This window comes from Streptomyces sp. NPDC041068, from assembly GCF_040647455.1.
Classification (GTDB): domain Bacteria; phylum Actinomycetota; class Actinomycetes; order Streptomycetales; family Streptomycetaceae; genus Streptomyces.
The window spans coordinates 1-13329 of the sequence record NZ_JBEZCG010000033.1 but is presented as its reverse complement, the minus strand read 5'-3'; the positions used below and the strand labels follow the sequence as shown (position 1 = coordinate 13329).

Sequence of the window (13329 nt, the reverse complement as noted above, 5' to 3'; positions counted from 1 at the left end):
CGAGGCCCGCAGAACTAACGTGGCTGGTGGCCCGGGGAGCCGCCCCGAGGCCGTAGCGAGGGGGTACGACATGGCGAACGCGGACTTCCAGCCCAGGACGGCGATCAGGCGCAACCAGGCCTGGACTTCCGGTGACGGCGACACCCTGCTGCGGCTTCAGGAGGACGGCAACTTCGTCGTCTACCGCAACGGCAAGGCGGCCTGGCAGGCCGAGGGCGTCTACCCGAACGGCGACACCGCCGCCTTCGAGACGGACGGCGTGCTCGCCGTCTACAACGCCACCGGCAAGCGGATCTGGAACTCCGACACCGCAGGGAACTTCGGCGCGACGCTCTCCGTGCAGGACGACGGCAACATCGTCATCTACGACTCCACCGGAAAGCCGATCTGGGCGACCAACACCTCGGGCTGAGCCACAGATCCTCACGTGAGCCGACCCTGAAGCGGCACCATCGCCTCCGCCGCGGCGAGGGCGCGGACGGCCTCTTCGCGGACCTCCGGGTCGGCGTCGGCCCCGGTCCGCTCGTGGAGCAGGGGCAGCGTCGCCGGGTGCGTGGGCCAGCCGAAGGCCAGCACACGGAGCCCGGCGATACGGACGTCGGCCGAGGGGTCGGCCACGGCCCGGTCGCGTGCCGCTTCGGCGGTGGTGTCGTCCGGGTCGACCACCGCCAGCCAACGCAGCGCCGAGCGGCGGATCTTGGGCTCGGCGTCGGTGAGGGCGCGGTCGCGCAGGAGGTCGCGTGTGCCGGGGTCCGCACCGCGCCGGGCACCGAGCAGGGTGAGGGCGAGACGGCGTACGCCCTCGTCGGGATCCGCGGTCGCGAGACCGGCGATGGTCTCCCATCCGCCGACCGCCGACTCGGGGAGGCAGCCGAACGCCTCCAGAGCCGCGCGCCGGACCGGGGCGGCCGGGTCCTCGACGGCGCGGGTGCGGAGGAACTCCCCCGCATCGTCCCGACCGGCCAGCAGCCACGCGGCTTCCGCCCGGACCACCTGGTCCGGGTCCTCGACGGCGCGCTCCTTGATCAGCCGCCACGTGGCGGGGTCCGCGACCCGGAACCGGGCCAGCTGGTCCAAGGCCTCCTCGCGGGTGGCACAGTCGGGCGCCTCGACCGCGAGTTCCCGGGTCAACTCCCAGGTGCTCTCCTCGGCGTGGCAGAGCCGCGTGAACATGCGCAGGGCGAGGGCCCGGGGGCTGTCGTCGGGTTCGTTGAGCACGCGGTCGCGCAACAGTTCCCGCGCGGCGGCGTCGAACCCGGCCTGATGGCCCACGACGAGCAGCGCGAGTCTGCGCAGCCCCGCGTCCTCGTCGTGAAGCGCGCAATGGCGCAGCTCTTCCCACGCGGGGTCGCCCTCGCCGAAGCCCGTGCTCCACACCCGCAGCACACTCAGGCGTACGTACACGGAAGAGTCGTGGCGCAAGCGGTCGTACGCCAACTCGCGGGCCCGGGAGTCGCTGCGCCAGTCGGCCAGCATGAAGTCCAGCACCCCTCCCCGGACGAACTCGGCGGGGTCGGAGACGGCACGGTCGTACAGCATCGCCACGGTGGCGGGCTCCTCGCCCCAGCCCCGGTGCAGCAGGAGCAGCGCGGTGCGCCGGACGTGGGACGCGGAGTCGTGGACGGCCGCGTCGGCGATCAGCGCGCGCGTGGCAGGATCCGACTCCCACTGCAGATACAGCGCCTCCAGAGCGGCGGACCGCACCCCCGGCTCCGACGCGGACGCGGCCTCGTAGCGGACCAGCCGCAGGGTCTCCTCGCCCTCGGCCCGCAACCGGGCCAGTGACCGCAGCGCATCCGCGCGGACCAGCCGATGGGGGTCGCCCGTCGCGCGGTCCCGGATCAGGGCGACCGTCTCGGCCTCGTCGTACGACAGGTCGGCCGCGAGCGCCGACAGCGTGGCCTCGCGCACCCACTCGCTCGGGTCGGCGACCGCCCGCTCCCTCACAAGATCGCGCGTGGCGGCCTCGTCCCAGCGGTGCTTGATCAGGAGCTGCAGAGCGGACTTCCGGCTCTCTGAGGCTCGGTCGGCGACGGCCCGCCCGCGGATCATCTCCCAGGTGGTGGCCTCGCCGCCCCACCGCCTCGCCAACTGCTCCATGGCCTCGACCTGCACCTCCGGGGTGTGGCCGTGCACTGCCATGACCCGGTGCGGCGCGTCTCCCGCGTACAGCGCGCAGGCGATGCGTACGGACAGCTCCGCTGCGCGCGCGTACTGCCCCCGCAGATGGAACCACCGCAGGAGACGCGGCCGCCCGCTCCAGTGGGGCGCGAAGGAACCGAACGCGGCGATGGCATCGGCCAGTTCGGGCAGGCGGTGGCTGTCGGGCTCCACCGCCTCCAGCTCCGCGATCACCGTGTCGACGACCGCCCGGCTCTGCGCCGCGAGCGGCCCGATCCGCCGCACCTCCGCCAGTGCCCGGACGGCAAGGACGAGGCACCGCATGTCGTGCCAGCCGCTCCGGTGCCGGTGCAGGTCAAGGAGCCTGTCGATCGCCGCCGCGGCCTCCGGCTCCCCGATCTGCCCGACCAGGAGCAGCAGCACCTCGTGCCATGCCGGGTCGTCGGCGTGCCGCGCGAAGATCTCCTCGACGAACTCCCCCTGCCCCCACTCGCGGTAGCGCGTGTACCGCCGGTCGATGTCCTCCGCCGCCAGGTACTCCAGGAACGCCCGGTGCACGAACCCGTACACCCCGCCCCCGTAGTGGCTCAGGATGAAGTTCCGCTCCCTGAACTGCCGGACCATGGTCCGCGCCGCCGACACCGCCTGCGGTACGGGCAGTTCGTACTGCTGGCACAGGTACTCCTTGAACGCGACGAGGAGTTCGTCCGTGTGGATGTGGTTGCCCGCGATGCCGCCCCTGCCGTCCTGCATGCGGCGCGCGACGAGGCGGAGCAGCTCGTGCCGGTCCTCGTCGCCGAGGTACGACAGGGCCTCGGCGTCGGCCGGCACCCGCAGGTGCTTGGCGTGCTCGTCCCAGTGGGCGACGAGGACGGCGACCGCGTGCCGGTAGACGCCCTGCCGGTCGCGGGGCAGCTCCCTGCGGCGGCCGATGATGGCCAGGATCGTCAACAGGAGGGGGTTGCCGGCGAGTTCGCGTACGGGGCGCGAGTGGTCGACCGCCTCCCTGAGTCGTCGGCACAGCCGCTCGGCGCGCTCGACGTCGTGCGGGCACGCGGTCGCGTACCACTGGCGGGCGAAGCGGCCGATCTGCGCGACGCTCAGGTCCTGGATCATGTGGTGCGCGAAGTCGGCGCGCTCCAGGACGCCGCGCCGGTAGCCGATGACGCGCGAGGTCACGATCACCCGCACCCCGGCCGTCCGGTGGCGGCTCGCGAAGTCGGCGATGCGGTGGCTGACCTGCTCGCGCGCGGCGGGGTCGAAGAGCTCGTCGAGCCCGTCGAAGACGGCCACCACCCGCCCCTCGGCAAGGAGTTGGCCGAGCACCGCGCGGGGCGGCGCGAGCCCCTTGGTCGTGTGCAGGTGGTCGAAGAAGTCCTCGAAGGTACGGTCGCGCCAGGGCTCCGCGGCGTACTCCCGCAGCGCCACCACCAGTGGGACGCGGCCCTCCAGCAGGCCGAGAGGCCCCGGCGGTACGCCTCCCGTGAGCGCCAGCGCCACGTGGTGCGCCAGCGTCGACTTGCCCGCGCCGGGGTCGCCGAGCAGGACCGTCCGGTCCGCGTCGGGGGCGGCGAGGACGTCGAGGACCTCCCGCACGGGGCGTTCCATGTAGGCCCGCCGGGCGCGCTCCAGCGTCTGCGGGTCGAGCTCAAGGCCAGGTGGCAGCAGATCCGCGGGCCATTCCCCCGACTCCATGAGGCGGTTGACGATGTCGCGCGGCAGCTCGACCGGCGGCGGGTCGGCCCGCACGAGCGGCGGCACGAACACCGCGCTCAGCTCAACCGGCGGGTGATCGCCCTCCTCCGTGGGGATCAGGACCTCCAGGTCGAGGCGGCCGTAGCACTCGCGGACACGGGTGGCGTACTGCGCCAGCGCGGCGTCGACCTCTTCGGGGGAGGCCTGGGGCGGTCGGGCGGGTGGCGGCTCGGCCTGCTGCACGATGAATTGCCGCTCGACGTGCGTGTGCATGTGCGTGTGCGTGACGCTGCTGTACGGGCCGATGGCGTTGCCGGTGACGGCACCTCCGGCGCCGATCGCCCCGTCACCGCGTACGTCGACTCGCTGCCGTCGGGCCTGACGAGCGTCCCCCGCGCCGTCACCATCTGCCGCCGAACTCACCGCGTCTCGGCCTCGCTTCCGTCACCGAACGCGTTCCCGCGTACGCTGCCGTCGGACGCCACGGCTCCGTCGCCGCGGGCGGAGACGGTGCCACCGGGTGAGCGTCGGCCCGACGGCGGCTGCGGGCCGCCGACCGCCCTGCTCCTCTCCCCGAACGCGTTCCCCGACACGTCCCCGCGCGCCGCCACCGCGCCCCGCCCCCGGGCCCGTACGACATGAACCTCATGGCCACCACCTGGCTTCGCCAACGCATAGGCGGAGAAGCCCAGTGCGACCAGACCCGTGACCGCCCCCACGACGCTCGCCGCCCGGTCGGCGGTGTCCAGGTCCACCAGGACCGCCACCAGCGTCAGCCCGACCGCGACCAACGCGCCCACCACGGCGACGGTCCACATCACGGCCCGCCGGGTCCCGGACATGACCGCCACCCCGATTCCGCACGTACGCCTACAGCCGACGCTCCGAACGTAGCGCGACCGGCGCCCCCATCACTGCGGCTTGACGAACTCCACGTCCACCACGCCCCGTTCCACCCCAGGCAGCTCCTTCTCGCCGCGCAGGAGCGCGTCCTGCGACGCGTCCCCCCTCACATAGCGGCGGAAGAAGGCGACCGTGTACCCGGCGGCGATCCGCCGCTCGGCGGTCTCGTCCAGGGCGCGGTGCTCCTCGTTCCTGCCGTCCTGCGAGACGCAGTGCCCGCGCCGCTTGCCGGAGACCGCGTCGTCCGCACCGGCCACCTGCCGACTGCTGGGCGACCACTGGGTGTTGAAGTAGTTGTGGTTGCCGCCGGTGAGGGTGATGCCATGGAGCGGCGCCTTGTTCCTGCCCTTGTTCCACTTGACGTACTCACCGGTGTTGACCTGGTCGCACGTCCCCCACAGGACCGCCAGCGGGACCTTGGTGACCGGCTCGTTGTCCCAGGTGGCGGTGGGCGCGAGGCCGAGGGCCGCCCTCACTCGCACGCCCTTGGGCCAGTGGCCGTGGCGCTTGTCGGAGACGTGCTGCATCACGCCTCCGCCGCCCATGGAGTGACCGAGGGTGCCGACGCGGTCGAGGTCCACGCGGCCCGCGAACGAGACGTTGCTCGGCCTGCCCGTGCGCGCGTCCTTGAGCTTGCTCTTCAAGGGGCCCTTGTCCGCCGCCAGTTGGCTCCACATGCCCAGGTGCCTGTCGATGAGGCGGGCGCGCGCCTCGTACACCGCCGGGGCCTGGCCGCCGCTGGTCGCGTTGATTCCGTTGGCGCCCATGGAGACCACGACGAAGCCCTGCCGGGCCAGCTTCTTCGCGAGGTAGTCGTAGCCGGAGGCGCTGGGCAGCGGGGCGACACCGGGGCGGCAGGGCCAGGCCCACAGGCGGGCGTTCATCTTCTCGACGATCTTCTGCTGCCGGGCTTCCTCGGCCTTGTCACCGGCCTTCTCCGCGGCGGCCCGCGCCTTCTCCGCCTTCTTCAGTCCGCTCTGGGCGGGGCGGTCCGCGCAGGTCGCCCACAGCCCGTGCTGCACGACGATCAGCGGGTGCCTGCCGGGCGCGATCTTCTGAGTACCGGAGGCCGTGGGATAGTGCACCACCGCGGCGAGTTCGGACTTCCCCTCGTACGGCGCCCCGGGCACGAAGGCCTGGTCGCCCAGGTCGTACGTGACCCGGCCGACCGGCTGCGCGAGGGACACCGGCACCGGCTCGCTGCCCGAAGCGAGGGTGGGGACGGCCGCCGCCGTCCCCAGCGCGACCGTGGCGGCCCCCGCCGCGAGCCCCGCCCTGCGGCCCCGTCCGCCGAAGGCCCCTCTCCTGTGACTCCGTGCCGCCATGTGCAGTCCCGCTCCCGCCGTCGCATCCCGTACCGGAACCACGCTGGCAGCCGCATGTCAGGGACCTGTGAGGACCGTGTTGGAAGGCGGTTTCAGTCCCTCGGCAGCAGCCGAGCCGCCAGCGCGGTCGTCGCGCACAGCGTCAGCCCCACGACCACCAGCCCCGTGTGCATCCCCGGCACCGAGAAGCCGGAGCCCGTGCCACCGCCCCCGCCGCTGCCACCGCCCGCGAGCAACGCCCCGAACAACGCCACGGACATCGCACCGCCCGTCTGGCGAAGGGAGTTGAGGAGACCGGAGGCCGTGCCCGCGCGCTCGCCGGGCACGCTGTCCATGAGCTGCGCGGTGAGCGCGGGCACGGCGAACGCGCCGCCGAGCCCGGTCGGTACGAGCAGCAGAAGGACGAGCCACAGCGGCGTGTCGGCGGTCAGCGGGACGAGCGCGAACATGGCGAGGGCGAGGATCGCCTGCCCGATGACGATGACCTTGCGCCGCCCGAACCGCTCGGCGGCGCGCGGCGAGACGAGGTTGGTGCCGGTGATGAACGCGGCGAGCGGCACGAACATGAGGCCCGCCTCGATGCCCGACATGCCGCGCAACTGCTGGTAGTAGAGGCCGAGGAGGAAGGTCACGCCGTAGAACCCGGCGTTCACCGCGAAGCCGACCGCGAGGGCGACGCCGACCTGGCGCTGCCGCAGCAGGGACAGCGGGACCATGGGCGCGCGGTGCCGCTTCTCGGCGGCGTAGAAGGCGTATCCGGAGGCGAGAGCCACGGCGAAGGCCGCGAGGACGGGTGCGCTCAGCCACCCCAGGTGCCCGCCCTCGATGACGGCGAAGGCGAGGCCCGCGAGGGTCAGTACGGCCGTCGCCTGGCCCGCGAGGTCCAGCGGCGCGGGGCGGCGGGGCGAGCGGTCGGCGCGGGAGAGGAGGGCGAGGATCAGCGCGCCCACGGGGAGGTTGAGAAGGAAGACGGAGCGCCACCCCGCAGTCTCCGTGAGGACGCCGCCGAGCACGGGGCCGACCGCGACGGCCGCCGAACCGCCCACCGTCCACAGCGCGATGGCGCGGGCGCGGCGGCGCGGGTCGTCGTAGGCCTGCCGGATCAGCGCGAGCGAGGCGGGCATCACGACGGCGGCGCCCGCGCCCTGGGCGACGCGGGCCGCGATCAGGGTGCCGATGCCGGGCGCGAGGGCGCAGGCCAGCGAGGCGGCGGTGAAGAGCCCCACGCCCCAGGCGTACGCCCGTCTCGCCCCCGCCCGGTCGGCGAGCGCGCCGGCGGACAGCATCAGCGCGGCGAACATCAACGTGTACGCGTCCACGACCCACTGCAGCCCCGCCATGCCGCCGTGCAGGGAGGCGCGGATGTCGGGCAGGGCGATGTTCACGGCGGTGACGTCGATGGTGATGACGGTGAAGCCGAGGAGGGCGGCGAGGAGGGCGAGGGTGGCGGAGGACCGGGAGGGAGGTGAGGCGAGGGGACGCTGCTCACGGCTCGGGGCGAGGACGGCGGACAAGAGGGCTCCTACGGTGGGAGGGATCGCGGGGTGACGGGCGGGTGGCGGGGAAAGCGCCGCGGGGCGGCAAGGCCGGGCAGCGCAAGATCAACGCCTCGCTCACGATCCGCCGAAGCCCTCCCCAGTGGGAGACCGCCCCGTTCCTGGCCCTGACACGGCCCCCCACATCCACCTCCGACCAGGGACAATGCCCCCATGACGGAACGCACGACGAGCCCGGCCCCCAAGGCCGCCGCCCACGGCACGGAACTCGGCCGCTACCTCCGCGCCCGCCGGGCCCGCGTCACCCCCGCCGACGCGGGCCTCCCCGCGGGTACCGGGTTCCGCCGCACGCCGGGCCTGCGCCGCGAGGAGCTCGCGACCCTCGCCGGGGTGAGCGTCGACTACTACACGCGCCTGGAGCGCGGCCGCGAGACCAACCCGTCGCCCGGTGTCATCGACGCCCTGGCCCGCGCCCTGCGCCTCACGGGCGATGCCCACGACCGCCTGCACGAGCTCGCCGAGCTGGCATCGGGCCGCCTCACCGAGCCGCACCCCACCGCCGACCACACGGTCCGCGACTCCACCCTGCGGATGCTGGACGCGCTGGCCCCGCTGCCCGCGTACGTGGTGAGCAGGCACAGCCACATGCTGGCCGCCAACGCCCCCGGCAAGGCACTGCTCCCGGGCCTGTGGGACTGGCCGGCCGAGAAGCGCAACGTCCTGCGCTACCTCTTCCTGCACCCCGTGGGCCGCGTGCTGTACCGCCCCTGGGAGGAGACGGTCGCCAAGTCGGTGTCACACCTGCGCGCGATATCCGGCACCGACACGGACTCGCCCCAGCTGACGACCCTGGTCGGCGAACTCCTCCTGAAATCCCCGGACTTCGCCCGCATCTGGGAGCAGTACGACGTGTGCGAGCGCGGCGGCGGTGTCAAGTCCTTCGACCACCCGAAGGTGGGCGCGATGACCCTCACGTACGAGGTGATGAAGCTGGCGAGGACGGGCGGCCAGCGCATGGTGGTCTACCAGGCCCCGCAGGACACCCCGGACGAGAAGGCGATGCTGAACCTGACGGACTGACCGGCGGGGCCACGGCTCACTCGGCGGCGCAGGAACTCCCGCTCCTGGGCGTCTCCCCGTACAGCAGGAACCCGTCCACCTTGTCCTGCACGCACTTGGACCCGAGGTACCCGGTGTGCCCGTCGCCCTTGTTGTCCAGGACGACGGCCTGCGACCCGAGCCGCCGCGCGGTCTCCTCGGTCCACCGGTAGGGCGTGGCGGGGTCGCCGCGCGTGCCGACGAGCAGCAGCTTCGGCGTCTTCACATCACGTACGTCGTCACGGATGTAGCTGGTGCCCGCGGGCCGTCCGAAGCAGAGCAGCACCGGCATCAGCATCGACCTGCCGAAGACGGGCGACGCCTCCTCGAACTCCTCCTGGAGTCTGCCGACTTCCTTCTCGATGCGGGCGGCGTCGGGCCGGTCGGGGTCGTCGGCGCAGTTGACGGCCATGAGGGCGGCGGCCATGTTGTCGGCGGGCACGTCGTCGGCACCAGCGCCCCGCACCCCGTTCGCGAGCCCACCGCTCATCCGGATCAGCGCGCGGGGATCACCGTCGGCGAGCAGCGCCCCCAGGGCCTGCGAGAGCGCGGGCCAGGCCTGGCGGCTGTAGAGGGCCTGACTGAGTACGCCGACGACGTCCTGCCCGGTGAACTCCTGGCCGTCCATGGACCGCAGAGGCATCTCGTCCATGTCCTGGATGAGTTTGACCATGCCGTGCCGCGCGGCTCGCGCGTCCGTGCCGAAGACGCACCCGGCGTTCCCGGTGCACCAGGCGAGGAAGTTGTCGAGGGCGGTCTGGCGTCCCTCGGCGGTCGCGAGGGACTGCTCGGCGACGGGCTCGGTCAGGGTGTCCACGCCGTCGAGCACCATCCGCCCGACCTTCTTGGGGAACTGGGCGGCGTAGACGGCGCCGAGCCGCGTCCCGTAGGAGAAGCCGAGGTAATTCAGCTTCTTGTCGCCGAGTGCCTGCCGCATGACGTCCATGTCCCGGGAGACGTTGACGGTCCCCACGTACGGAAGGACGGGCCCGGACTTGGCCGCGCACTCCTCGGCGACCTTGCGCAACTGCTCCAGGACGGCGGCCGCGTCGTCCGCTTCCCCTCCCTCGGCCGTGGGGTCGGCGTCCTCCTCGGCGTCGCCGCAGCTGACCGGTTCGCTCAGGCCGACGCCGCGCGGGTCGAAGGAGACGACGTCGTAGCCCTTGCTGAGGAAGCCGAACTCCTTCTGGGACCCGGCGAGCGCGGAGACACCGGCGCCGCCGGGCCCGCCGAAGTTCAACAGCAAGGACCCTCGCGGTTTGCCGCTCGCGCTGGACTTCATCCGGATCATCGCGACGTCGACGGTCCCCGCCGCGGGCTTCGCGTAGTCGAGGGGGACGGTCACGTGACCGCAGCGGACGTCCTTGGCGTGGCCTGTGGCCTCCGCCGCGGCCTCGGTGTCGCCCCTGCAGGCGGACCACTTGATCTTCTGCGTGTAGAACCGCGACAGATCGGGCCGTCGGCTTCCCTCGCCGTCAGCGGCGGCGGCCGAGGCAAGACCCGGCGCGCCCGCTCCCACGACGACCAGTACGGTGACGCCGGCGACTGCACAGGCTCCGCGCACGGCAACCTCCCAGGGTGTGCCCCCCGCTCACCCTAAGCGCGGGCCACACCCCGCGCCCGTTCACACCAGGTCACTCTCCGCACACGCACGTCACTCTCCGCGCTCACTCCCTCTCCAGGATCGCGGTGACGCCCTGCCCGCCCGCCGCGCAGATGGAGATCAGCCCGCGTCCGGGACGCCCCCGCTCGGCGAGGAGCTTGGCGAGGGTGGCCACGATCCTCGCCCCGGTGGCGGCGAAGGGATGACCGGTGGCGAGCGAGGACCCGGCGACGTTGAGCCGCTCGCGGTCCACCGCCCCGAGCCCCCGCTTCTCCCAGGCGGCGAGCGTGGCGAGCACCTGCGAGGCGAAGGCCTCGTGCACCTCCACGAAGTCGAAGTCCCCGAGCCCGAGCCCGGCCCGCTCCAGCATCCTCGGCACGGCGTACGCGGGCGCCATCAGCAACCCGTCCTCACCTCCGGCGACATCGCCGTGGACGAAGTCGACCGCGGCACTCTCGCAGGCGACGAGATGGGCGAGCGGCTCCAGGCCGCGCTCGGCGGCCCACTCGTCGCTGCCGAGCAGGGCGACGGCGGCGCCGTCGGTCAACGGGGTGGAATTCCCGGCGGTCATGGTCGCCCCGCCGGCCGCAACCCCGAAAACCGGCTTGAGGCGGGCGAGTTGCCCGACACTCGTCCCCGGCCGAAGATTCTGGTCCCGCTCAAGTCCCCTGAACGGCACGACGAGATCATCGAGAAACCCTCGTTCGTACGCGGCCGCGAGCCGCTGATGGCTGAGCGCGGCGAGCTCGTCCTGGGCGGCGCGCGTGATGCCCCACTCGCACGCGGTCACGGCGGCGTGCTCACCCATGGAGAGCCCGGTCCGCGGCTCGGCGTTGCGCGGGACGTCCGGCACGAGATGCCCCGGCCGCACCCGCGCGAGGGCCCGCAGCCGCCCGCCGACGCTCTTGGCGCGCCGGGCGGCGAGCAGCGTCTTGCGCAGCTCGTCGTTGACGCCGAGCGGTGCGTCGCTCGCGGTGTCGGAGCCGCCCGCGACGCCGGACTCGATCTGCCCGAGCATGACTTTGTTGGCGACGGCGACGACGGCCTGGAGTCCGGTGCCGCAGGCCTGCTGAAGGTCATAGGCAGGCGTACGGGAATCGATCCGCGACCCAAGGACGACCTCACGGGCGAGGTTGAAGTCGCGGCTGTGCTTGAGCACGGCACCGGCGACGAACTCCCCCACGCTCGCGCCCCCTTCCAACCCGTACCGCTCAACAAGCCCATCGACAGCGGCAGTCAGCATGTCCTGATTCGACGCGGTGGCGTAGGGCCCGTCAGAACGCGCAAACGGAATGCGAGTGCCACCGATGACGGCGACCCGGCGCAAAGAGGGAAGACTCATGCCTCGACCATCTCCTGACCCTTGAGTAACCTTACTCAGAAGTAAATTTACGACCGAGCCGGGAGTTGGACAATGGCCGACCGCTACCTGACCCTCACCGCGACAGCCCCCGGCCGCTTCCTGACCCGCCGCCTGGGCCTGCCGCAGCCGACGCGACTACGCCGCTGGTCGCCCGACAGCCCAGGGCTGGGCGGCGAGTCGCTGCTGCTGACGACGTCGGATTCCCCGTACGCGCAGGACCTCCTGACACTCCTCGAATCAATGGGCAACAAGCCCACCACAACAACACCCCTCGCTCCCACGGCAGTTGTCCTGGACGCAACGACAGTCGCCACCACGGACGCCCTCGCCGAGGTGCACGCGAAGCTGCACCCGGTGGTACGAAAGGTGAAGGACAACGGCCGGATCGTCGTCCTCGGCGCCCCCTTGAACCCGGCGGACCACCATCAGTCGGCGGTGCAGCAGGCGCTCGAAGGCTTCGTACGTTCCCTCGCGAAGGAGCTGGGCCGGGGCCGCACCGCGTGCCTGGTCCGCGTCCCCGGCCCGATCGGCACGGCCGAGTCGACTCTCCGCTTCCTCCTCTCCCCCAAGTCGGCCTACGTGACAGGCCAGGTGATCGAGACGGGCCCCGCGGAGGCGGTGGCGGCACCCACCGACTGGAGCCGCCCCCTGGCCGGCCGCACGGCCCTGGTGACGGGCGCGGCACGGGGCATAGGCGAGGCGGTCGCGGAAATCCTGACCCGGGACGGAGCCAAGGTGACGGTCCTCGACATCCCGTCCGCCCAACAGGACTTGGCCCGCGTGGCGGCCCGCCTCGGCGGCACGGCACTCCCCCTCGACATCACGGCGCCCGACGCCGGTGAACGCATCACGGCGGCGCTGCCCGAGCACGGCCTGGACATCCTCGTCCACAACGCGGGCATCACACGTGACCGCAAGCTGGCCAACATGGATGCGGCGCGCTGGAGTTCGGTCCTCGACGTCAACCTCGCGGCGGTCCTGACCACCACGGACACGCTGCTCAAGACCGGCACGATCCGCCCCGGCGGCCGCATCGTCGCCACGGCCTCGATCGCCGGGATCGCGGGCAACGCGGGCCAGACGAACTACGCGGCCGGCAAGGCGGGCATCATCGGCATGGTCCACTCCCTCGCCCCGCGCGCCCTCGCGGAGCACGGCGTGACGGTGAACGCGGTGGCGCCGGGCTTCATCGAGACGAGGATGACGGCAGCGGTCCCGCCCCTCATCCGCGAGGCGGGCCGCCGCATGAACTCCCTCGCCCAGGGAGGCCTCCCCGTGGACGTGGCGGAGGCGACGTCCTGGCTGGCCCAGGGCGGCATGAACGCCCAAACGATCCGAGTGTGCGGCCAAAGCCTGCTGGGGGCGTGACGGGGACTCATCGCCGCCCCGGGGGGATCCCCTCCCCCGCAGCCGCTGGAAGCCGCCCCGCAACCGGTGGAGGTCGCCCACCCACCCGCAACCGGTGGAAGGCGCACCCCCACCCACCCGCAGCCGGTGGAGGTCGCACCCCCACCCACCCGCGACCGGTGGAAGGCGCGCCCCCACCCACCCGCAGCCGGTGGAGGTCGCACCCCCACCCACCCGCGACCGGTGGAAGGCGCACCCCCACCCACCCGCGACCGGTGGAGGTCGCACCCCCACCCACCCGCAGGCGCCAAGCCGACGCGAGGGGACGCGGGGGTATGTGCGCACGGAGCACCGAGCACAACGCCAACCCCAGCCGCA

9 protein-coding genes are annotated in these 13329 nt (G+C 72.8%); 3 read left to right on the top strand and 6 right to left on the bottom strand.

Going from position 1 to position 13329, the window contains the following annotated elements:
* Positions 1–70 precede the first annotated feature (70 nt).
* Complete coding sequence (locus AB0B50_RS42940; RefSeq protein ID WP_362342991.1) at positions 71–412, top strand: hypothetical protein; 342 nt, start codon at positions 71–73, stop codon at positions 410–412.
* An 11-nt stretch (positions 413–423) separates the two neighbouring features.
* Here the strand turns inward: AB0B50_RS42940 and AB0B50_RS42935 are convergent, their stop codons facing one another.
* The 4 genes from AB0B50_RS42935 to AB0B50_RS42920 all read right to left on the bottom strand — a co-directional run bounded on the left by AB0B50_RS42935 (position 424) and on the right by AB0B50_RS42920 (position 7558).
* The gene (locus AB0B50_RS42935; protein ID WP_362342988.1) at positions 424–4239 is read right to left on the bottom strand and encodes an NACHT domain-containing protein; all 3816 of its coding nucleotides are present in this window, start codon (positions 4237–4239) and stop codon (positions 424–426) included.
* Positions 4236–4658: a hypothetical protein gene (locus tag AB0B50_RS42930; RefSeq protein ID WP_362342985.1), complete on the bottom strand. Its 423-nt coding sequence runs from the start codon at positions 4656–4658 to the stop codon at positions 4236–4238. Before AB0B50_RS42930 ends, AB0B50_RS42935 begins: the two co-directional genes overlap by 4 nt.
* Positions 4659–4727: 69 nt before the next feature.
* A complete protein-coding gene (locus AB0B50_RS42925; protein ID WP_362342983.1) occupies positions 4728–6044 on the bottom strand; it encodes an alpha/beta hydrolase in 1317 nt (438 codons plus the stop codon).
* A gap of 92 nt (positions 6045–6136) precedes the next feature.
* Complete coding sequence (locus AB0B50_RS42920; protein WP_362342980.1) at positions 6137–7558, bottom strand: MFS transporter; 1422 nt, start codon at positions 7556–7558, stop codon at positions 6137–6139.
* Between the two features lie 195 nt (positions 7559–7753).
* On the opposite strand from AB0B50_RS42920, the gene AB0B50_RS42915 reads away from it, so the two are divergent.
* A complete protein-coding gene (locus AB0B50_RS42915; RefSeq protein ID WP_362342978.1) occupies positions 7754–8620 on the top strand; it encodes a helix-turn-helix transcriptional regulator in 867 nt (288 codons plus the stop codon).
* A 16-nt stretch (positions 8621–8636) separates the two neighbouring features.
* Here the strand turns inward: AB0B50_RS42915 and AB0B50_RS42910 are convergent, their stop codons facing one another.
* Positions 8637–10202, bottom strand: coding sequence for an alpha/beta hydrolase (locus tag AB0B50_RS42910; RefSeq protein WP_362342975.1), 1566 nt, complete (start codon positions 10200–10202; stop codon positions 8637–8639).
* 103 nt (positions 10203–10305) lie between these two features.
* Positions 10306–11583 carry an acetyl-CoA C-acetyltransferase gene (locus tag AB0B50_RS42905; protein WP_362342972.1) on the bottom strand — a complete coding sequence of 426 codons (1278 nt, stop codon included), beginning with the start codon at positions 11581–11583 and terminating at the stop codon, positions 10306–10308.
* A 72-nt stretch (positions 11584–11655) separates the two neighbouring features.
* On the opposite strand from AB0B50_RS42905, the gene AB0B50_RS42900 reads away from it, so the two are divergent.
* Positions 11656–12972, top strand: coding sequence for a 3-oxoacyl-ACP reductase (locus tag AB0B50_RS42900; RefSeq protein WP_362342969.1), 1317 nt, complete (start codon positions 11656–11658; stop codon positions 12970–12972).
* Positions 12973–13329 lie beyond the last annotated feature (357 nt).

What these genes read in the sequence shown, in the direction of transcription:
- AB0B50_RS42905 (WP_362342972.1), bottom strand. Translation starts at nt 11,583, where the DNA reads ATGAGTCTTCCCTCTTTGCGCCGGGTCGCCGTCATCGGTGGCACTCGC.
- AB0B50_RS42915 (WP_362342978.1), top strand. Translation starts at nt 7,754, where the DNA reads ATGACGGAACGCACGACGAGCCCGGCCCCCAAGGCCGCCGCCCACGGC.
- AB0B50_RS42940 (WP_362342991.1), top strand. Translation starts at nt 71, where the DNA reads ATGGCGAACGCGGACTTCCAGCCCAGGACGGCGATCAGGCGCAACCAG.
- AB0B50_RS42900 (WP_362342969.1), top strand. Translation starts at nt 11,656, where the DNA reads ATGGCCGACCGCTACCTGACCCTCACCGCGACAGCCCCCGGCCGCTTC.
- AB0B50_RS42930 (WP_362342985.1), bottom strand. Translation starts at nt 4,658, where the DNA reads ATGTCCGGGACCCGGCGGGCCGTGATGTGGACCGTCGCCGTGGTGGGC.
- AB0B50_RS42925 (WP_362342983.1), bottom strand. Translation starts at nt 6,044, where the DNA reads ATGGCGGCACGGAGTCACAGGAGAGGGGCCTTCGGCGGACGGGGCCGC.